Annotated in this window: 19 protein-coding genes; 8 read left to right on the top strand and 11 right to left on the bottom strand. The window is 64.3% G+C overall.

The window, feature by feature from the left end; translation table 11 throughout:
• Positions 1-262 precede the first annotated feature (262 nt).
• From CFB17_RS14760 to CFB17_RS14740, 5 genes are all read right to left on the bottom strand, one after another.
• A complete protein-coding gene (locus CFB17_RS14760; protein ID WP_088562327.1) occupies positions 263-1,039 on the bottom strand; it encodes an amino acid ABC transporter ATP-binding protein in 777 nt (258 codons plus the stop codon).
• Between the two features lie 18 nt (positions 1,040-1,057).
• Complete coding sequence (locus CFB17_RS14755; protein WP_088562326.1) at positions 1,058-1,729, bottom strand: amino acid ABC transporter permease; 672 nt, start codon at positions 1,727-1,729, stop codon at positions 1,058-1,060.
• The gene (locus tag CFB17_RS14750; RefSeq protein WP_088562344.1) at positions 1,726-2,391 is read right to left on the bottom strand and encodes an amino acid ABC transporter permease; all 666 of its coding nucleotides are present in this window, start codon (positions 2,389-2,391) and stop codon (positions 1,726-1,728) included. Before CFB17_RS14750 ends, CFB17_RS14755 begins: the two co-directional genes overlap by 4 nt.
• A gap of 27 nt (positions 2,392-2,418) precedes the next feature.
• A complete protein-coding gene (locus tag CFB17_RS14745) occupies positions 2,419-3,279 on the bottom strand; it encodes a transporter substrate-binding domain-containing protein (protein ID WP_407642430.1) in 861 nt (286 codons plus the stop codon).
• A gap of 78 nt (positions 3,280-3,357) precedes the next feature.
• Positions 3,358-4,608, bottom strand: a complete 1,251-nt coding sequence (locus CFB17_RS14740; RefSeq protein WP_088562324.1) for a D-amino acid dehydrogenase — start codon at positions 4,606-4,608, stop codon at positions 3,358-3,360.
• 195 nt (positions 4,609-4,803) lie between these two features.
• Here CFB17_RS14740 and CFB17_RS14735 point away from each other — a divergent pair, with 195 nt between their 5' ends.
• Positions 4,804-6,441: an acetolactate synthase large subunit gene (locus tag CFB17_RS14735; protein ID WP_088562323.1), complete on the top strand. Its 1,638-nt coding sequence runs from the start codon at positions 4,804-4,806 to the stop codon at positions 6,439-6,441.
• A gap of 4 nt (positions 6,442-6,445) precedes the next feature.
• Here CFB17_RS14735 and CFB17_RS14730 read toward each other — a convergent pair whose 3' ends face one another.
• The 5 genes from CFB17_RS14730 to CFB17_RS14710 are packed head-to-tail and all read right to left on the bottom strand — an operon-like array spanning position 6,446 to position 11,848.
• On the bottom strand, positions 6,446-7,474 hold the full coding sequence (locus CFB17_RS14730) for an ABC transporter ATP-binding protein (protein ID WP_088562322.1): 1,029 nt from the start codon (positions 7,472-7,474) through the stop codon (positions 6,446-6,448).
• On the bottom strand, positions 7,474-8,463 hold the full coding sequence (locus CFB17_RS14725; RefSeq protein WP_088562321.1) for an ABC transporter ATP-binding protein: 990 nt from the start codon (positions 8,461-8,463) through the stop codon (positions 7,474-7,476). Before CFB17_RS14725 ends, CFB17_RS14730 begins: the two co-directional genes overlap by 1 nt.
• The gene (locus CFB17_RS14720; protein ID WP_088562320.1) at positions 8,460-9,323 is read right to left on the bottom strand and encodes an ABC transporter permease; all 864 of its coding nucleotides are present in this window, start codon (positions 9,321-9,323) and stop codon (positions 8,460-8,462) included. Before CFB17_RS14720 ends, CFB17_RS14725 begins: the two co-directional genes overlap by 4 nt.
• The gene (locus CFB17_RS14715; protein ID WP_088562319.1) at positions 9,320-10,258 is read right to left on the bottom strand and encodes an ABC transporter permease; all 939 of its coding nucleotides are present in this window, start codon (positions 10,256-10,258) and stop codon (positions 9,320-9,322) included. The genes CFB17_RS14720 and CFB17_RS14715 overlap by 4 nt, the downstream gene beginning before the upstream one ends.
• A 15-nt stretch (positions 10,259-10,273) precedes the next feature.
• Entirely contained in the window at positions 10,274-11,848 is a 1,575-nt protein-coding gene (locus CFB17_RS14710; RefSeq protein WP_088562318.1) for an ABC transporter substrate-binding protein, read from the bottom strand.
• 525 nt (positions 11,849-12,373) lie between these two features.
• Between CFB17_RS14710 and CFB17_RS14705 the strand changes: the two genes are divergently transcribed.
• The 5 genes from CFB17_RS14705 to CFB17_RS14685 all read left to right on the top strand — a co-directional run bounded on the left by CFB17_RS14705 (position 12,374) and on the right by CFB17_RS14685 (position 17,180).
• On the top strand, positions 12,374-13,075 hold the full coding sequence (locus CFB17_RS14705) for a creatininase family protein (protein WP_088562317.1): 702 nt from the start codon (positions 12,374-12,376) through the stop codon (positions 13,073-13,075).
• Between the two features lie 399 nt (positions 13,076-13,474).
• Positions 13,475-13,699, top strand: a complete 225-nt coding sequence (locus CFB17_RS19480) for a hypothetical protein (protein WP_207762115.1) — start codon at positions 13,475-13,477, stop codon at positions 13,697-13,699.
• Between the two features lie 553 nt (positions 13,700-14,252).
• Complete coding sequence (locus CFB17_RS14695; protein ID WP_088562315.1) at positions 14,253-15,146, top strand: sugar phosphate isomerase/epimerase family protein; 894 nt, start codon at positions 14,253-14,255, stop codon at positions 15,144-15,146.
• A 182-nt stretch (positions 15,147-15,328) separates the two neighbouring features.
• Positions 15,329-15,748 (top strand): PRC-barrel domain-containing protein, encoded by a 420-nt coding sequence (locus CFB17_RS14690; protein ID WP_088562314.1) that lies wholly within the window; start codon positions 15,329-15,331, stop codon positions 15,746-15,748.
• A gap of 112 nt (positions 15,749-15,860) precedes the next feature.
• Positions 15,861-17,180 (top strand): NAD(P)/FAD-dependent oxidoreductase, encoded by a 1,320-nt coding sequence (locus tag CFB17_RS14685; protein ID WP_088562313.1) that lies wholly within the window; start codon positions 15,861-15,863, stop codon positions 17,178-17,180.
• 70 nt (positions 17,181-17,250) lie between these two features.
• Here CFB17_RS14685 and CFB17_RS14680 read toward each other — a convergent pair whose 3' ends face one another.
• Positions 17,251-18,621, bottom strand: a complete 1,371-nt coding sequence (locus tag CFB17_RS14680; protein ID WP_088562312.1) for a phosphatase PAP2 family protein — start codon at positions 18,619-18,621, stop codon at positions 17,251-17,253.
• A 149-nt stretch (positions 18,622-18,770) separates the two neighbouring features.
• Here CFB17_RS14680 and CFB17_RS14675 point away from each other — a divergent pair, with 149 nt between their 5' ends.
• Positions 18,771-18,998, top strand: coding sequence for a CopG family transcriptional regulator (locus CFB17_RS14675; RefSeq protein WP_088562311.1), 228 nt, complete (start codon positions 18,771-18,773; stop codon positions 18,996-18,998).
• Positions 18,995-19,432 (top strand): TA system VapC family ribonuclease toxin, encoded by a 438-nt coding sequence (locus CFB17_RS14670; protein WP_088562310.1) that lies wholly within the window; start codon positions 18,995-18,997, stop codon positions 19,430-19,432. Before CFB17_RS14675 ends, CFB17_RS14670 begins: the two co-directional genes overlap by 4 nt.
• Positions 19,433-19,441: the final 9 nt, after the last annotated feature.

Here is a 19,441-nt window from a genome sequence, read left to right as displayed (position 1 = left end):
GCGCCTGGAGCGCTACCGCCGCGAGATCAGGAAGGGCAACATCATCCCCGTTCCGGGGCCCAGCGGCTAGGCTCAAGCAGCGCGAAGCGCGATAGTCCAGAAAACCACTCAAGCAGCGCGAAGCGCGATAGCCGCAGGACAAACCCGGGCCTCTGCCCGGACCCGCCAGGAGGCGCCACCTCCTGGACCTGGGGCGCCGTCGATGCGCGTCCTTATACGAGCGATGCCGAGCGCCGGTATCCTGGCCGCCGGAGGCCTTTGCCTAAACCGGCTGCCCGAACATGCCGTGGAACCGCCCGAGAAATGTCTTGAGCCGTTCGTTCTCGGGATGGTGGAAGACTTCCTCGGGCGGGCCGGCCTGGGCGATGCGGCCGCCATCCATGAAGACGACCTTGGAGGCGACGTCGCGCACGAAGAGCATTTCGTGGCTGACCAGCAGCATGGTCATGCCGCTCTTGGCGAGATCCTGGATCACGGCCAGGACCTCGGCCACGAGTTCGGGGTCGAGGGCGGAGGTTGCTTCGTCGAAGAGCATCAGGCGTGGCGACATGGCAACCGCGCGTGCGATGGCGACGCGCTGCTGCTGGCCGCCGGAGAGCTGGTAGGGATAATGGTCGCGCCGCTCGCTCAGGCCGACGCGGTCCAGCCAGTGGCGGGCGATGGTGGCGGCCTCGTCCTTGGCTTTGCCCTGGACCTTGGTGAGGCCCAGCATGACGTTCTGTTCGGCCGTCATGTGCGGGAAGAGGTTGAATTGCTGGAAGACCATGCCGATGCGGGCGCGCTGGGCCGAGACACGGCGCTCGGAAAGGGGTCGGCGGCGGCCGTCGCTCGTGAAGCCCACTACCTCGCCGTCCAGGGCGATGCTGCCTGCATCATATTGCTCGAGCAGATTGATGCAGCGCAGGAAGGTGGTCTTACCCGAGCCGGAGGCACCGATGAGGGCGACGACCTGGCCCTGCTCGACATCAAGGTCGATGGATTTGAGTACCTCGACCGAACCGAAATGCTTTTGCACGTTGCGGGCTTCGAGAAGGGCCATGAACTGATCCGGGAGGGGCTAGTATTTGAAGCGGCGAAAGCGGCGCTCGAGTGCCGCTGCCAGCTGGGCGATGGCGAAGTTGACGATGAAATAGAAGAGGGTGGCGGCCAGGTAGAATTGGAGAATCAGGTAATTTCGGGCGATGGCCTGCTGGCTGGCAAGCAGGAGTTCGACGACGCCGATGACCGAGAGCAGCGTCGTTCCCTTGACCATCTCGAGGGCGGTGTTGACCCAGGGCGGCAGCACGCGGCGGAGGGCCTGGGGCAGGATGACGTAGCGCACGCGCTTCAAGAAGGGCAGGCCAATCGCCTTGGCGGCCTCGTCCTGGCCGGCCGGAACGGACTGGATGGCGCCGCGCACCGTCTCGGCCACGTGGCTGACGCAAAAGGCGGAGAGAGCGATGACGCCCGCCCAATAGGGGGTCACGCTGATCTTGAAGAGAGCCAGGCCGTAATAGGCAAAGAGGATGAGGACGAGGAGGGGAATGCCGCGAATGACGTCGACATAGAACCTGGCCAGGAACCGCAGCGGCCAGATGCCGTAGGCCAGCACGAGGCCGAGGACGAGGCCCAGGGCCGAGCCGATGACGATGGTGAGAAACGAGGTCGAGACGGTGGTCCACAAACCCGCAAGCAATGAGAAGCGGGCAACCCAGAATTCGTAGATGAAGTGGCCGCGCTCGAAGATCATCGGATCACCGCGTAGCGTTTCTCGACGAGGCGCAGGACGATGGCGATGGCATAGGCGGTGAAGAGGTAGAGGGCTGTGGCCGTCAGCCAGGATTCCATGACGCGAAACGTGTTGGCGTTGACCTGGCGGGCGGTGAAGGTGAGTTCGGGGACGGCGATGGCGGCGGCCAAGGAGGTGTCCTTGAAGAGCGAGACCAGATTGTTGGTGATGGAGGGCAGCGTGATCCTGAACATGACCGGCAGGATGACGTAGCGCTGCCGCTGGAGGGGGCGAAGGCCGATCGCGCGGGCGGCTTCGGCGTAGCCGCGCGGGATGGAGGCTAGCCCGGCCCTGAAGACCTCGGCCATGTAGGCACCGGCATAGAGGGAGAGGGTGAGGACGAAGGACTGGACCTTGTCCAGCCCGTAAATGCCCAGTTCCGGCAGGCCGAAATAGACGAAGAAGACGAGAAGGAGGAGAGGAACGTTCCTGATGAACTCGACATAGACGAAGGCGGGCCAGCGCAGCCAGCGGGGTCCCGCCCCGCGGGCATAGGCGACAAGGAGGCCGATGAGTGTGCCGATCAGCAGCGACACCACGGCCATGCCCAGGCCCAAAAGGAGGGCGTCGACGAACTTGTCCCAGTTCCGCCAGATGACGGACCAGTTGAAGTTATAGTTCAACATGCTACGGGCGGCCCGCCTTGTCGTTCAGGCAAATTCCTGCGGATAGCCGATCTTCGGCATCGCCACGTCGATGCCGAACCATTTCTTGTAGGAGGCCTGCAAGGTGGGGAAGTCCACGCCCATGAGCGCTTCCTTGTAGACGGTGTTGATGAAGTTCAGCCAGACGGGGTCGCCGGGCTTGACGGCGGAGGCGTAGGAATTGGGCATCCAGCCATGGCCGGTGTCGATGTAGCGACCGGGGGTCGTCTGCATCAGCCAGCGTATGTTGGACTGGTCGCCCTCGTACGCGTCGATGCGCCGGGCGTTGAGTGCTTGGAGCGAGGCATCGGGGCTCTCGAACTGCTCCACCTTGGCCTCCGGCAGCGCCATGTGGATCCAGTCCTCGATGAAGACGTTCTGCATGCCGCCGACGCTGACGGCGGAGCCGGCCGCCTTCAACTCGTCGAAGGTCTTGTACTTGGCACCATCGGCCATGACCATGAGGCTGATGCCCTCGCGGTAATAGGGGAGGGTGAACTCCACCTGCTGGGCGCGGCCGGGCGTCACCGTCATCCACTGGACGACGACGTCGACTTTGTCGGTGACGAGGCTGGGGATACGGGCATCGGAGCCTTGCAGCACGAACTCGACTTTCTCGGCATCGTCGAAGAGGCCCTTGGCGATCAGCCGCGCCATGTCGATGTCCATGCCGACGAGCTTGCCGCTCTCGTCCTCGAAATGCCAGGGCGGGTTGGTGCTGCCGGTGCCGACGATGAGGTGGCCGCGATCCAGGACCTCATGCAGCTTGCTCTTGCCGGTATCCATCGTCTGCGCCTTGGCGCTGGCCGGCAGCAGCAGCCCGGCGGCACCGGCGGCCAGCGAGCCCAGGGCCCCGGCCCCCAGCATACCGCGCCGCCCGACGGCGCTCCCCGTCTTCGCGTTCGTCTCGCTCATCCTCGATCTCCCGTCATGTTGCTCCGCTCCTCACGCGGCCGCGCGAAGAGCGGGGTATCTCGTCTGGTGGGCGCGCATCGCCTGGATCAGGCGCTCCGCCGAGCCAGCCGCCATGGTCCAGCCGGTGTGACCGTGGCCGGTGTTCAGCCAGAGCCCGCCGATCTCGGTGGCGCCGATCATGGGCCGGCCGTTGGGCATCACCGGCCGCAGCCCGGCCCAGGGGATGGCGTCCTTGGCCTCGGCGCAGCGGCGAAATTCGGGAAATGTCTCGCAGACCCAGTCGGTCAGCATGGCGATGCGCGCTGGCGAGGGGGTCGTGTCGTACCTGGTGATCTCGGCCGAGCCCACCGCGCGCAGCCGGTCGCCGACCGGCACCAGTCCGACATGGCGGACGTCGTCGAGGATCGCCATGCGCGGCGCTTCCGGCCAGTGGGCCCGGGACGTGGTGAGCGAGATGCCCTTGACCGGATAGATCGTCAGGTTGATGCCAAGGTCGGCCACCATGAAGGGCGAGTAGCAGCCGAGAGCCAGGACGACGGCATCAGCCTCGATACGACCATGGTCGGTGACGACGCCGGTGATCCTTTGACGGTCGGTGGTCAGGCGTATCGCATGCTCGCCATAGCGGAAGGTGGCGCCGTTCGCTGCACACCATGTGGCCAGCCTCTGGCTGAACTTGTTGCAGTCGCCGATCTCGTCCTGCGGAAAGAACAGGCCGCCCGCGATCTTTTCCTGGACGGGCACGAGGGCCGGCTCATGCGCCAGACATTGCTCCTTGCTCCAGCGTTCGACGATGAGACCTTGCGAGGCCAGGGATCGATGCGCGGCGTAGGCAGCCTCAAGCGTGGCTGTATCCGGATAGATTTTGATGACAGAATCCGCCGCGTAGTCGTACTCAATGCCGGTATTGGCACGGATCTCGGCCATGGCGGTGGCACTCTCCATCGCCAATGCAAGGTTGAAGCGGCAATTCTCCTCATAGGCCTTAGGCGTGCAGTTTCGCAAAAAGCCCAGGCCCCAACGCCACATATGGGGCAAGGCGCCGAGGCGCAGCAGCATGGGGGCCCGCTCCTGGCCCAGCCATCTCAGCACGTTGGTGGGAACCCCAGGGGCTGCCCAGGGCTGCACGGAGCTCACATGGATCATCGCCCCATTGCCCCAGCTGGTCTCGAGGCCGGCGGCGGGCTGGCGCTCGATCACCGTCACGTCGTGCCCCTCCTGCAAGAGGCGGTAAGCGGAGGTGACGCCGATGACACCGGCGCCGAGAACGATAACGCGCAAGGACGCTCCAATCCTTTCTATTTGCCGGGGTCCTGCAAATCACGTGCCTCCTGGTTCCGGTCGGCCAGGCCACCGCGCCCGCTAACCTGCGCGAGGTGGCCGGCCGAACTGCGCGCCGCGGGCAGAGGCGGTGGTCGCGCCGAGGAAAAGGCCTAGTTCAAGCGTCGAGGCGTCACGCAAAGGAGAGCCGGAATCATGCCCACGGGAGCTGAGCTGCTGGTGGCAGCGCTCGAGAACGAAGGCGTCGAGCGAATCTTCGGTATTCCGGGCGAGGAGAATCTCGATGTCGTCGAGGCATTGCGGCATTCCTCGATCGAACTGGTCGTCACGAGGCACGAGCAGGCGGCGGCCTTCATGGCGGCCACCTATGGGCGCCTGACCGGCAGGCCCGGCGTCTGTCTGACGACGCTGGGCCCGGGTGCGTTGAACCTGACGACCGGGGCCGCCTATGCGCATCTGGGCGCCATGCCGATGGTGATGATCACCGGGCAGAAGGGCATCATCGCCAGCCGCCAGGCGCGATTCCAGATCGTCGACGTCGTGGCCTCGATGCGACCGCTCACCAAGATGGCGCACCAGATCGTCTCGCCCGCCACCATCCCGACCATGGTGCGCGATGCGTTCAGGACGGCGCAGGACGAGCGGCCGGGACCGGTGCACTTGGAGCTGCCCGAGGACATCGCTGCTGCCGAGGCCGGCAACGTAGCGCTGGTGCCGCCCCATCGGCCGGTCCTGCCGATTGCCAGCGAGGCCGCGCTGGAGCAGGCGGCAAGCATAATCCGGCAGGCGAAGCGGCCGCTCGTCATGCTGGGGGCGGCGGCTTCGCGGCCGCGTCTGACCGACGAGCTTTCGCGCTTCGTCCGTCGGCTGCGCATCCCCTACGTGACGACGCAGATGGGCAAGGGCACGGCTGCCGGAGGTGCCGGGCTCTATCTGGGCACGGCCGCCCTGTCCGAGCGGGATTACGTGCATGAGGCGATCGAGAGGGCCGACCTCATCCTGACGATCGGCCACGATGTCTGTGAAAAGCCGCCTTTCATCATGCACCAGGGTGGTCCGACCGTGATCCATGTGGGCTTTGAGCCTGCCAGTGTCGAGCAGGTCTATTACCCGCAGCTCGAGATCATCGGCGATATCGGTCCCTCGCTGGGTCTTCTGGCCGACCGCCTGGAAGGCCAGCTACCCAACGCCGAGGCCCTTTTGACGTTGCGCGAGGGTATTCTCAGACGGGTCGCCGACCGGGCGACCGAGGCGCGCTTCACGCCGCAGCGCATCGTCCACGACGTCCGCGCGGTGATGCCGGCCGAGGGGATCGTGGCGCTCGACAACGGCATGTACAAGATCTGGTTCGCGCGCAACTACCGGACCGAGGTCGCCAACACGCTGCTGCTCGACAATGCCTTGGCGACAATGGGTGCGGGCCTGCCCTCGGCCATGATGGCGGCCATGCTCTATCCAAAGCGGCCGGTGATGGCGATCTGCGGCGATGGCGGCTTCATGATGAACAGCCAGGAGCTGGAAACCGCCGTTCGCCAGAAGCTCAATCTCGTCGTCATGCTGATCGTCGATGGCGCCTACGGAATGATCCGCTGGAAGCAGGCGGTGGACGGGTTCGCCGATTACGGCATGCGGTTCGGCAATCCCGACTTTGTCCGCTACGCCGAGGCTTACGGATGCAGCGGCCATAAGGTCGAGGCTATTGACGAGCTCATCCCGACGCTGCGACAGGCCTTCGCCGCCGGCGGGGTGCATGTGGTGGCGGTGCCGGTGGACTATACCGAGAACAAGCGGGTCCTGGTCGATGAGCTGGCGGCCCGCCTGCCGGTGGCCTGAGGGCTCAGGCGGGGGCCTCGTTCCGCCATGCGGGTAGGCTGTCGGCCAGATGACAGGCGGCCTCGCCACTGCCTTGGCCCCGGCGCAACCGCGGACGCTCCTGGCGGCAGCGGTCGATGGCATGGGGGCAGCGCGGATGGAAGGCGCAGCCGCTCGGGATCGCAAGGGGGCTCGGCAACTCGCCCAGCACGGCCGCCTGGGCGCGGCGCTGGGTGGGATCGAGGGAGGGGACCGCTTGGAGCAGCGAGCGGGTATAGGGATGGCGCGGGTTGCTAAAGAGCGCCTCGGCCGGTGCCACCTCGACCACCTGGCCCAGATACATGACGGCCACGCGGTGGGAGATGTGGCGGACCAGCCGGAGATCGTGGGCGACGAAGAGAATGGTCAGGTCGAGTTGGCTTTGCAGGTCCAAGAGGAGATTGACGACCTGGGCCTGGACCGAGACGTCCAGGGCCGAGACGAGCTCGTCGGCCACCAGGCAATCCGGCTCCAGCGCCAATGCGCGGGCAATGCCGATCCGCTGGCGCTGGCCGCCGGAAAAGGCGTGCGGCCGGCGATCCAGCGAGTCGGGCGGCAGCCGCACCAGGTCCAACAGTTCCTGCATGCGCAGGGCGATCTCGGCCGCCGGCCGCATACGGTGCACGCGCAAGGCCTCGCCCAGGATCTGGCCCACCGTCATGCGCGGATTCAAGGAGCCGAACGGGTCTTGGAAGATCATCTGCACGCGGCGATTGAACTGCCGGCGCGCCTGTCCCTTCAGCGTCGACACATCGCCGCCCTCGAAGCGGATGCGACCCTCGTCGACGTCGTAGAGCCGCACGAGGCAGCGGGCCAAGGTGGACTTGCCGCAGCCGCTCTCGCCGACGATGCCCAGTGTTTCGCCACGCGCTACTTCGAGGGTGACGCCGTTCAGGGCCCGGACGATGGGCAGAGGCTGGCCGCGCAGCCGGTCCCAGAGGCTCTGGCGCGAGCGGAAAGTCTTGGTGATCTCGTCGACGGCGAAAAGCGGCGGTGCCCCAAGTGCGGTATCCATCACGCGGCCTCCCGCGACAGATCCGTCAGCCGGCCCGCCTGCCAGCAGGCGGCCGCATGGCCGGGCGCGATGTCGGCAAGCGGCGGCCGATCGGTGGCGCATTGCGCGGTGGCAAAGCCGCAGCGGGGCTGGAAGGCACAGCCGCGCGTGCGGTTGCCGAGCCCTGGCGGCGTGCCCTCGATCGAGCGCAGCTTCTGGCGCGGCCGGTCGCCATCCGGGACGGAGCGCAGCAGCCCCAGCGTGTAAGGGTGGCGGGGGGCGGCGAAGACCTGGCGCACGGTGCCGCGCTCGACGATCCGGCCGGCATACATGACGGCGACCCGCTCGCAGCTTTCCGCCACCACCGCAAGATCATGCGTGACCAGGATCATGGCCATCCCCATCTCGCGCCGCAGGCGGGCCAGGAGATGGAGTATCTGGTCCTGGATGGTGACGTCGAGGGCCGTCGTCGGCTCGTCCGCCAGGAGCAGGGCCGGCGAGGCCGCCAGGGCGATGGCGATCATGGCGCGCTGCCGCATGCCGCCCGAGAACTGGTGTGGGAAATCGTCGAGTCGTCGCTCCGGCGTCGGGATGCCCGTCAGCGCCAGAAGCTCGACCGCTCGTGCCCGACGGCCTGCGCGGTCGAGATCGGTGTGGACCTTCAAGCTCTCCTCGATCTGCAGGCCGATGCGCAAAACGGGGTTGAGCGCGCTCATGGGCTCCTGAAAGATCATGGCGATCTCGCGGCCGCGAAGGGCGCGAAGGGCATTTTCCGGCAGGCCGACCAACTCCCGGCCACGCCAGCGAACGCTGCCCTCGACCTCGGCCCGCTGCGGCAGGAGACGCAGGAGCGAGCGCATGGTGACGCTCTTGCCGGAGCCGGATTCGCCAACCAGTCCCAGCGAGTCCCGCTCATCCAGGGTGAAGTCCACGTCCTCGACCGCCGCCAGCAGGCCGGCTGGGGTCAAAAGCCGGGTCGTCAGGCCGCTCACCGACAAAAGGGTGCTCATCGCTTCACCTTCATGAGCTCGGCCAGGCCATTGCCCAGGAGGCTGAAGCCCAGGCCGGTGAGGACGATGGCGATGCCGGGAAAGATCGAGATCCACCAGGCGGTGGTGAAGAAGTTCTTGCCGCCGGCGATGAGGACACCCCATTCGGCTGCCGGTGGCTGAGCGCCCAGGCCCAGATAGCCGAGGCTGGTGCCAAGGAGAATGCAGAGCGCCATGTCGGTCATCCAGTAGACGAGAGCAGGGCTGACGGCGTTGGGCAGGAGATGACGAAAAGCGATCCGCATGTCGCCATAGCCCATGACCCTGCCGGCGTCGGCATAGTCGAGCCGCTTTTGCACCTTCATCTCGCCGGCCACCAGCCGGGCATAGAAGACCCAGCCGACGAGGCCGATCGCCACATACATGTTGGCAAGGCCCGGTCCCAGCACCGCAACGATGGCGATGACGAGGACAATAAAGGGGAAGGTGATAACGCCGTCGACAAGCCGGCCGAAGAGGGTCTCGAGGAGCCCGCCATAATAGCCGACGATCGTGCCGATGGCGGTCCCCGCCAGCATAGGCACGATCGTCGCGAAGAAGGCGATCTGCATGTCGAGCGTATAAGCGTGGATCGTGCGCGAAAGCATGTCGCGGCCGAAATTGTCGGTGCCGAACGGATGGGCCAGGGAGGGCGGCTTGAGGATCGCCTTATAGTCGAACTTGAGCGGATCGAAGGGGGCGAAGAGAGAGGGAAAGAAGGCCAGCGTCAGGCTGAAGGCCAGGATCAGAAGGCCGGCGATGAGCGCACCGGGCAAAGCGAGCTTGCGGCGCCGCGTGGGGGTTGCCTTGGCCGGCTCGAAGGGAAGGGCACCCGCACTCATTGAGCCACCCTCGGATCGAGCGAGGCCTGGACGAGGTCGGTGAGGAGGAAAGCTACCGACACCAGGACCGCGAGGACGAGGGTCAGGCCCTGGATCGTCGGGTAGTCACGGGCATAGATGCTGTCGATCATGAGGCGGCCCGCACCAGGGATGGCAAAGACCGTCTCGGTGATGACGGCTCCGCCCAGAAGCGTGCCGATATTGAGGCCAAACAAAGTGACGGTCGAGATCAGCGCGTTGCGCAGCACGTGGCGAAAGAGGACGACCCTGGTAGGCAGACCCTTGGCGCGGGCGAAATCGGCATAGTCCGCCGTCAGCGCATCCAGGATGGCGGTGCGGAGATTGCGCATAAGGACGGCTGCGAGGCTGAGCGCCAGCGTCAGGGCTGGCAGGAAGAGATGATAGAGGTGAAGGAGATAGGTGTCGCCATAACCGCCCACCGGAAACCAGCGCAGGCCCGCCGCGAAGACGGTGAGGAGGATGAGCCCGACATAGAAGACGGGCATCGACAAGCCGACCTGGAAGCAGCCCTGGATGACCGTGTCACCCAGTCGTCCTTGTCGGAGCGCGGCGACGAAGGCCAGGGGTACGGCCAGGAGCAGTGCCAGGAAAGCCGCCATGACGGTGAGCAGCAAGGTGGCCGGCAGCCGGTCGAGCACGATACGGCCGACCGGCAGCTTGACGGCGGTCGAGGTGCCAAGATCGCCCTGAACGACCCGAAGCGCGAAGTTGCCGAACTGGACGATAAGCGGCCGATCCAGACCCATCTCGGCATGGAGGCGCGCGACCTCGGCGTCGGTCGCCTTGTCGCCCAGGATGGCGCTGGCCGGATCGCCCGGCAGCAGCCGGACGATCAGGAAGGTGACGACGACGATGAAGACGAGGGTCGGGATGATCTGCAGCAGGCGCTTGAGGACGTAGCCGATACTCAGCATGGCGACTGCTCTGAGCTATTTCTTGAGCCACGCCTGGGCGAAGAGATTATTGCCCAGCGGCAGCTGGTTGAACCCCTGCACCCTCTTTGCCAGGGCCACCGGATAGGGGGTCTCGTAGAGGGGAACGGTCGGACCCTCGCTGTTGAAGATCTCCTGGAGCTGCTTGTACTCCTCCTGGCGCTTGGCCGGGTCCATCTCCTTTTGCGAGGCCTGGAAGATCTCAACCGCCTTGTCGTTCTTCCAGCCGGTGTGGAACGACTGGACGGCCGGATAATAGAGAGCCCAGGAGGTGATCTCGCTGGGATCGGCGATGTCGTCGGTCCAAAGGCTGAGGCGTGAGGGGAAGGTCCCGGCGCGATAGGCGGCGGTCCGGGTGGCGTTGTCGATCTGCTGGATTTCGAGATCGACGCCGATCTCCTTCCACATCTGCTGCAGCGCCGTGGCGATGCCGACCTCGTCCTCATTGCCGGCCAGCGTCATGAGCGTCACTTTCACGCCCTTGTCGAGCCCGGCCTCGTGCATGATCTGCTTGGCCTTGTCGACATCGACCGGGTAGAGCGGCTTGTCGCCCACATGCAAAGGCGTGGCCGTCGACATGAAGGATGTCATCGGCGTGCCGACGCCGTGCGTGACGATGCCGACGATCGCATCCTTGTCGGTCGCGTAGTTCAAGGCCTCGCGGAGCTTGGGGTTGGCGAGTGGATTTGGCTTGCCGTCCAGCTCGGGGCGTACGTTCAAGGCCACATACTCGATGCGGGTCGAGGGGAAGAGCTCCATGTTGAGCGAGGAATCGTTCTTCAGCTCCTCGACGCGTGCATAAGGGATGAATTCCGAGGCATCGAGCTCGCCGGACTTCAGCCTGAGGATGCGCGTGGCGTCGTCGGGAATGACCTCGAACGTGACGCCGTCCAGATAGGGCAGCGGCTTGCCGTCCTCACCCATGCGCCAATAATAGGGGTTGGGCACGAGCTTCATCTCGGCGTCGTGCTTCCAAGATTGCAGCTTGAACGGCCCGGAGCCGACCGGATGCTCGGCGAAGGCCTTGACCTTGTCGGCCAGCGTCGCCCCGGCCGTGGCCTCGATCAGCTTGCTCGGCATGACGGCGCTGGCAAAGGCCGTCAGGACGGGAAGGAGGGCGGGGTCCGGGTGCTTGAGGTTGATGACGACGGTCGAGGGATCGGGGGCGGCGATCGAATCGATCGATTCGTAGAGCGAGGCCCAGGCACCAGTGTCGGGATTGCGTGTGCGATCGAGCGACCATTTGGCATCGGCGCTGGTGATCGGCGATCCATCGGAGAATTTGATGCCGTCACGCAGCTTCAAGGTCAGCGTCTTGTTGTCGCCGCTGAAGCTCCAGCTGGTGGCCAGGCCCGGTTGCAGGCCCTTGCCGTCATCCGAGGGCAGGATGAGGGTGTCGTAGAGGTTTGAGAGAATCCAGATGTCGACGTTCACCTCGGTCGACGCCGGATCGAGGAACAGGCTGTCGGCGTAGCGACCGAAGGTCATCACCCCGCCGCGCTCGACGGCCGCCGCCGTCCCGACATGCATGGCCGCCACAAGGGCAATAAGCGCGCTCCAACGATACCGCATCCCAAAAGCTTCCTTCCGTCAGGGAGCCCGCGTGCTCCCGCCAGGCGGAAGCCTAGGTCGTCACCAATGCGACGCCAAGTCTATAAGAAGGGATTTCGACGATATGCCTTTCGGATGACCAGGAAAATCCTAAATTGGGCAAGTATCGACTTTGATTCGATCAGTTTCTTGCGGCTTGACCATGCGACAGGGCCGATCCGCCAGGCTGCGGACAAGAAAGCCGCTGCATTCGATTTGGAAGAGGGGGCCGGTGGTGATCCTCTAGGCCCGGAACACGGGGCGCCGTCGGGCCGAATATTTTCAATATCTTGGCGAATATCGCCCTGTAGGCGATCGCGTGCGCCGTAAAAGCGCCTTTAAGTTTGGGTGCATGGTGTGAAAGCTGCCGGGAAATCCCGGTCGGTCGCGCCTCGGCGGGCACGACGACAGATCATGAGGGGTGGCGATACCCGGCATGCCATCTTGCGGCCCCGGGGCCAGCCGGCCTAGATCGGGACACCCTTTTGACCGAGGAAAGGCACGTCCTTGCAAATCGCGCAAATGAACTGGCGCCAGGTCGAGGCCTATCTCGCGGGCGACGATTGCATCGTGCTCCCCATCGGCAGCACCGAGCAGCATGCGCATCTGAGCCTCTCGACCGATTCGATCCTGGCCGAGAAGGTGGCCCTGGAAGCGGCCGAGCCGCTTGGAATTCCCGTCCTTCCGGTCATGCCCTTCGGCATCACGCCCTATTTCCTCGCTTTTCCCGGCACGATCAGCCTCAAAGTGGAGACCTATGGCCGCGTCCTCATGGACATTCTGGATTCACTCGCCGGGCATGGTTTCCGCCGGATCTTCATCGTTAATGGCCATGGCGGCAACCAGCCGGCCCAGGCGATCGCCACCGACTGGCAGGCCCGCCGACCGGAAATGACAATCAAGTTCCACAATTGGTGGAGCGCACCGCGAACGATGGCGGCGGTCCGGGAGGTCGATGCCGTCGCCAGCCACGCGTCGTGGATGGAGAATTTTCCCTGGACCCGGCTGCAGGACGTCGTGCAGCCCGCTGAGCGCAAGCCCATGGTCGACCTGGACCGGCTGCGCATGCTCGGGCCGCCGGCCGTGCGGGAGCTTCTGGGCGACGGCAATTATGGCGGCTATTACGAGCGCGACGATGCCCATATGCTGGCGATATGGCAAATAGCGGTGCAGGAAACCCGGGATTTGCTCGAGGGTCCCTGGAATTGAAGGCCGGATCGATCCGCCGTCAGATAACCGATGTCGGGCGGGCCTGCTCGTAGTGGTGAAGCACCCTGATGGCGGCCGCGCCCTCTGAAGGTAATCTGCCCCGCCAGGGAACGTCGAACACCGTGCGGTTCTGTCGCCAGTCTTTTAGTTGGTCGATCGGAACTTCTACCTAAGTCAATTTTCGAAAGCGATGCTATGATCACATGTACTAGTGAACGGCGCTGGAGCCGCGAATTCGGCATTCGATGATATCGGTGAGGGCAAGAGATCAGGGCCAGACTTGCGCGACGGGGCCGGGTGAGTCTGGCAGCATCGGCCCGCCGTGCGCCAAACGGCCTGAACCGTGCTGACTTACAATCGTCGAAAAGAGGTCGGATCATGATCGCTCAAGGATGTTTCGTGCGTCTCCGATCGGTCGCCGGCCCGTTGGCCATGCGTATCGGGCGATATGTCGAAGATGGGCTGCTCTGGCTGTGCGGCATGCTGCTGATGGCCGTAGGCGCGGTTCTCGTCCTCCTCCATATCGTCGTTTTTTCGGCGATTTTACTCTGTCGTTGCGCCAGCCGATGGACGCACGATCGTCGCCCCCTGGAGCACGGCCAGCGCCCGGGTGCCGGCGGATGATGGCATAGCCGCCGACAGGCGCTCACGGTGTCGTCAGGTGCTGGTCTTTCGGTAAATGAATTGTCATAAGACACCTTATCCATATATTTCCTGGACGATGCGTCCCCCGCCGTTGATCCTCGGCGGTCTCGAGCCGATCGCCTAGTCGGCCTGAGATCGAATCGCGTCGCGGGGATCGGGCGGTTGCGTGAGGATCATCGCTCGGTTGCGAGAAAAATCTTGCGGGGCACTGGAGGCCTCGCATAGAACGTTTTAGGTAAATGATTAAGACAGGGTCCGGCAGCGATGCCGAGACGCCTGCATGATGGATCAGGGGCTTGACGACAGGACTGTCCTGCACGCGCGCGATGGTGTCACGGACCGATGGCCCGCCGCGGCGCGCCTGTGAGCAAGGAGCTGCCGCGGCTTTCGCCCTTAGCGGCGAGCGACCGCAGCGACTCTGCTCTCCAGCCGGCCCGCTTTGCCCTCATGCGGGCGGCGCTGGCGAGCCCGGGCGACGTTCCCGGCCTGCGGAGCCTTTTCACTTCCCTTGGCAATCGAGCTGGACATAGCAATGAATAAACTTGGTTTGCACGCCAACGTCTGGGTGGCGGGATGGTCGCACGACGAATGCGTGCGCGCGGTCTCTCAGACGGCCGAACTCGGTTTCGACCTGATCGAGGTGCCGGCCCTGGATCCGGGTTCGATTGACGTCGACTTCACCGCCAAGCAGCTCGAGAAAAACGGCATCGGTATCACCTTTTCGCTCGGCCTCGACGAATCGACCGACATCTCGAGCGGTGATCCGGAGAAGCTCAAGCGGGGCGAGGCCCGGTTGCGCGACGTCGTCTCGATTGCTCGCGACCTGAATGGCAGCCACATTTGCGGCATCATCTATTCGGCCTTCGGCAAGTATTTCCAGCCGCCGACGCAAGCCGGAGTGGAAGGCTCGTTCGACGTGCTCCGTCGCGTCGCCGAGGAAGCAGCCAAGAGCAACATCACTTTGGGTCTCGAGGTCGTCAACCGCTATGAGACGAACGTCCTCAACACGGCGGCCCAGGGCGTCGACATGTGCAAGAAAATCGGCGCGCCGAATATCAAGGTGCATCTGGACGTCTATCACATGAATATCGAGGAAGCCGACATGGAGGCGGCAATCCTGGAGGCCGGCCCCTATATCGGCTATTTTCACACCGGCGATTCCAATCGCGGCTACATGGGCACGGGCACGATCGACCTGGCCCGTGCCTTCAAGGCGCTGGTGCGCGCGGGCTATGAGGGGCCCATCACGTTCGAGTCCTTCTCCTCCACCGTTGTCGGCCAGCCGCTCGAGGGGATTCTCGGCATCTGGCGCAATCTCTGGGAAGACGGCTACGACTTGGCCAAGCACGCCAAGGCTTTCACCGAGGTCCATCTGAAATCGGCGCACGAGGCGCATAAGCGTGGTGGCGCCGGCCTCTTCAGGTAAGCGACGTGATGCAAGGGCACCTGTCCGCATAGGCTCCGGCCCCGGGCGTTGGCGCCGCCCGGGGCCGGCTGTCCCGTTCCTCGAAGACCAGATTATCTGACCCAACGATAAACGAAATCGTGATGGAGCGATTGCCCATATATTTGGTTTGTATTTGCACAACCAATGAATAGGGCCGCAAAATGTCTGAATTTACAGATTCGACTGATACCACGCTTTTGAATTCCTCGGGACATCTTGCCGACAATATCGGCGATGGCCTGATTGCTGCCAGCAAGGTCGAGGGAACTTCGATCTATAACCGGCAGGGCGAGAGTCTGGGATCGATCCATGAGGTGATGCTGGATAAAACCAAGGGCAATGTCGCCTATGCGGTGATGTCGTTCGGCGGCTTCCTCGGTATGGGAAAGAAATATCATCCTTTGCCCTGGTCGATGCTGAGCTACGATCAGCGCCTGGGCGGTTATGTGGTCAATCTCGACAAGGACCGCCTGGAGGGTGCTCCCGCCTATGATGACGATACCGAGGCGAATTGGGCGGATCCCGCATATGGTCGCGGCATCGATGACTATTATGGCCGACCCATGGGCCCCCTTGTCTGATCGTCCTGCGTCGGCAGCCAGCGAAAAAAGGCTGCTGACGCGAGGTGGGATTGCCGCGTAGGGATAGGGCGTCGCCAGGATGGCGGCGCTTTTTTTCCGTTGAGGTGACCGCGTGGCAGAGCCGCTCGCATCCGATTTCAAGCTGGCACCCTATTGGTGGGAAGCGGCCGAACCAGGCTTTCGTGACAGCGTGCTGCCGCCCTCGAGCGAGGTCGTCGTCGTCGGTGGCGGTTATGCGGGTCTGTCGGCCGCCCTCACCTTTCGTCGGCTCGGGCATGAGGTCACCGTGCTGGACGCCGAACGCATTGGCTGGGGCGCGAGCTCGCGCAATGGCGGCATGGTGTCTGGCGGCCTCAAGGTCCCTCTCGACAAGCTGGCTGGCCACGTGGGGAAGGAAAAGGCGGAAGACATGGCTGCCGCCGCCAGCGCCGCCTTTCCCTTCATCGAGGAACTGATCGAGCGGGAGAAGATCGCCTGCGACTATGTACGCTGCGGCGCGTTTCTTTGTGCCTGGACGCCCGCCCATTACCGCGCCCTTGCCAAGAAGGCCGAGACGCTGGCGGCTCTGACCGGCGCGTCCGTGCGGCTCGTCCCGCGCGAGCGTCAGCATGAGGAGTTCGTCACCGATCATTATCATGGCGGCCTCGTGAAGGAGGCAACGGGCTCGCTTCACCCGGGCAAATATGCCCGTGGCCTTGCCGCCGCTGCCGAGCGTGCGGGCGCCCTCCTGGTCGATCGGGTCCGCGTGCAGGCAATCGACCAGGAGGGATCCGGCTTCAAGGTGCGAACCGACAAAGGCCAAATACGCGCCAGCGGGGTCATCGTCACGGTCAACGGCTATGCCAAGCCTGCTACCGGCAGCGGTGCCCTGCCCTGGCTGACCCGACGACTCGTACCCGTGACAAGCTATATCATTGCGACCGAGCCGCTGGGTCGCGAACGGGTCCGGTCGATCTTTCCCAAGCTGCGCACGGTCTCGGACACCAAGCGCGTGCTCAATTATTTTCGCCCCAGCCCTGACGGACAGCGTATTCTCTGGGGCGGCCGCGCCAGCTTTCGCCTTGGCACGACTCCAAGGGAGGCGGCACCCGTCCTGCATCGAACGATGACCGAGGCCTTGCCGGTGCTCAAGAACGTCCGGCTGACGCACGCCTGGAGCGGCAATGTCACCTTTACCCTGGACGGACTGCCGCATGTGGGCGTGCATGACGGCATTCATTACGCGGCCGGATGTCAGGGCTCGGGCGTCGCCATGATGAGTTGGCTCGGTCATCAGGCGGCCCTTCTGGCGTCCAAGGCCGGCAACGCGCCCTTCGCGCTCAATCGCGAGCGTTTCCCAACCCTGCCGTTCTATGCAGGCCGGCCGTGGTTCCTACCCGTGGTCGGCGAATGGTTCCGGCTGCGTGACAGGTTGGACCGTCTCCTCGCCTGAGGTTGCGCCGTTGGCTAGCGACGCCATTCGCCGCGCAAGCGTTGGGGTAGCCCAGAACGCGGCGGTCAGATCATTGGGGCGTTGCAGCCTTGCTGGCCGCCAGCGAGCTGGCCTCGGCGCCCGCGGCATAGAGATTGAGTCTGGAATAGACGCCAAAGGCCGAGCCGTTATCGAGGAAGCCGCCGCCTTGCCCTTCAGTCTCGGTCAGAATGCGGTCGGCCTCTTCCAGCGTCAGAGCGGGGAACGCGGCCGTCAGCAGATAGCCGGCCTCGGGTGCGAGCTTGCCGACATCCTCCTTCACGTTCGCATTCTGCGGAAAGACGACGGGTAGGCCATAATTCTGGGTCGAGGCATAAAAGGCCTCGTTCATGGCGGACTGGCTGAACCGGCCGATATCCTCTTTGGCGCAGACGGCGATCTTGTTGCCGCAGGCGGCCTCCAGCACGCCTGTCAGATCGGCGCGCGCCGCCTTGAGCGCTGCCTGATAGTCGGCAATCGGCGGAACATCCTCGAACGTCCGGCCAACATAGGCTGGATCATTGGCGAGGAGATGCGCCAGATCATAGGTGGCCAGCGTGCGGCCGCCCAGAATGTCCATGGCGTAATGGGCACCCATGAGGATCCGGTCATTGCCGTATTCGGCACCCCGCGCGATCATCTCCTGATAGCGCTCGGGCACCAGGATCGCCATCAGGATCGAGCCCGTATAGCCATAGGTCGTATGGCCGCTCGGGAATGAGGGGCTGTTGCTCAGGTCCATGATCGGGCCCTGGTTATAGACGGTGTTGTCGGCCGGGGCGTTGAAATAGTCGTTGCCGACGATGGCAAGGATGCTCTTCTCGGTCTGGAAGGGGCGGGAATTGCCGTAGGCGCCAGCACCGGGGGTGCCAGCTGGATGGCCGTAGGAGCCACCGAACATGTCGGGCTTACCGCTGATGGCGCTCAGGATGGCGCGCGCCTCATCGCTCACCGGCGACTTTCCGTTCGTCGTGCCATTGGCGAAGAAATACTTGCCGGAATTGGAATCGGATTCGGTCGTGGCGCCGGTGTAGCTGATCAGGTCGGCCACCGAGGGTGTCACGTTCGTAAAGTGGTCCCGATCATTGTAATGCGCGCGGGCAAGGTAGGCGCTGCCAAGCGTGGTCCCCAGTCCGTCGGCCAGATCCGCAAGGTCGCCATCGGTGATGAAGGCATCCTTTAGCGCCTGCTGTTGCTGCGCGGCGAAGGGGAGAAGCGTTGGCTGGCGGATCGCACCCGTCTGGATGCCGCCCGTCACGGTATAATTCGACGAGAGGGCTGCCCGCCCTTCATAGGTCTTATAGAGGCTGGTCACCGGTGCCAGCCCTTTGAGAACAGCGAGATTGGTGGCACTTTGTGCGTCGGCGACCTGTGGCAGTAACAGGCAGGCGCCCGTCAACAGTGCCCCATGCAAGAGCTTCATTTACAATCTCCCCTGCTCACCGGCGCTTATCCGCCGCTAAATTCTTCCTATAGAGCGCCGTGTCCGGCCGGTCCAATGAGCACTCTTGTAGCTCGGCTCGATCTGCCCCAGATTGATGCGTGATGATTGATGCGACGGGTCAAGGCGGAATGCGAACCACACTATCCATCGATGACGACGTGCTGATCGTGGCCAAGGCCATGGCAAGACAGGAAGAACGGTCGTTGGGCCAGGTCATCTCCGAACTTGCCAGACGGTCCTTGCAGCGGCCGGCCCCTTCCGCCCAGCGCAACGGTATCCCGCTGTTGCGGCCGCGCGCCGGAGCCCTCCCCGTCACGCTCGAGACGGTAAACGAGCTGCGCGACGAGCTCGCTTGACCTTCCTGCTCGACGTCAATGTCCTGATAGCCCTGATTGATCCTGGGCATATCGCCCACGATTCCGCCCATGCGTGGTTCGAGCGCCAGGGTCGACACGACTTCGCAACCTGTCCTCTTACCGAGAATGGCGTCCTGCGCATCGTCGGCAGCCCGCGCTATCCGAATTCGCCGGGATCGCCGGCGGTCGTGGCCGATATCCTCAACGCCCTCAGGGCTCTTCCTGGTCACCATTTCTGGCCGGACGAACTGAGCCTGGTCGCAAGCAAAGTGGTGCGGCCGGCTATGATCCTGACCGCAGGCCAAGTGACCGACACCTATCTCCTGGCTCTGGCCAGGGCCAAGGACGGCGCCTTGGCGACCTTCGACCGGAAGCTCTCTGTTGCCGCCGTCCTCGATGGCAAGGCAGCACTGCACCAGATCGACGAACACTGAGGGCACGAC

Source organism: Arboricoccus pini, from assembly GCF_900187945.1.
GTDB lineage: Bacteria > Pseudomonadota > Alphaproteobacteria > Geminicoccales > Geminicoccaceae > Arboricoccus > Arboricoccus pini.
This window is presented reverse-complemented; position numbering and strand designations above follow the sequence as displayed.

Bases quoted from the DNA above. Each gene is read 5' to 3' on its own strand.
- CFB17_RS14680 (WP_088562312.1), bottom strand. From the start codon at position 18,621: ATGAAGCTCTTGCATGGGGCACTGTTGACGGGCGCCTGCCTGTTACTG.
- CFB17_RS14690 (WP_088562314.1), top strand. From the start codon at position 15,329: ATGTCTGAATTTACAGATTCGACTGATACCACGCTTTTGAATTCCTCG.
- CFB17_RS14675 (WP_088562311.1), top strand. From the start codon at position 18,771: ATGCGAACCACACTATCCATCGATGACGACGTGCTGATCGTGGCCAAG.
- CFB17_RS14735 (WP_088562323.1), top strand. From the start codon at position 4,804: ATGCCCACGGGAGCTGAGCTGCTGGTGGCAGCGCTCGAGAACGAAGGC.
- CFB17_RS14760 (WP_088562327.1), bottom strand. From the start codon at position 1,039: ATGGCCCTTCTCGAAGCCCGCAACGTGCAAAAGCATTTCGGTTCGGTC.
- CFB17_RS14755 (WP_088562326.1), bottom strand. From the start codon at position 1,729: ATGATCTTCGAGCGCGGCCACTTCATCTACGAATTCTGGGTTGCCCGC.
- CFB17_RS14710 (WP_088562318.1), bottom strand. From the start codon at position 11,848: ATGCGGTATCGTTGGAGCGCGCTTATTGCCCTTGTGGCGGCCATGCAT.
- CFB17_RS14730 (WP_088562322.1), bottom strand. From the start codon at position 7,474: ATGGATACCGCACTTGGGGCACCGCCGCTTTTCGCCGTCGACGAGATC.
- CFB17_RS14695 (WP_088562315.1), top strand. From the start codon at position 14,253: ATGAATAAACTTGGTTTGCACGCCAACGTCTGGGTGGCGGGATGGTCG.
- CFB17_RS14725 (WP_088562321.1), bottom strand. From the start codon at position 8,463: ATGAGCACCCTTTTGTCGGTGAGCGGCCTGACGACCCGGCTTTTGACC.
- CFB17_RS14745 (WP_407642430.1), bottom strand. From the start codon at position 3,279: ATGCTGGGGGCCGGGGCCCTGGGCTCGCTGGCCGCCGGTGCCGCCGGG.
- CFB17_RS14720 (WP_088562320.1), bottom strand. From the start codon at position 9,323: ATGAGTGCGGGTGCCCTTCCCTTCGAGCCGGCCAAGGCAACCCCCACG.
- CFB17_RS14715 (WP_088562319.1), bottom strand. From the start codon at position 10,258: ATGCTGAGTATCGGCTACGTCCTCAAGCGCCTGCTGCAGATCATCCCG.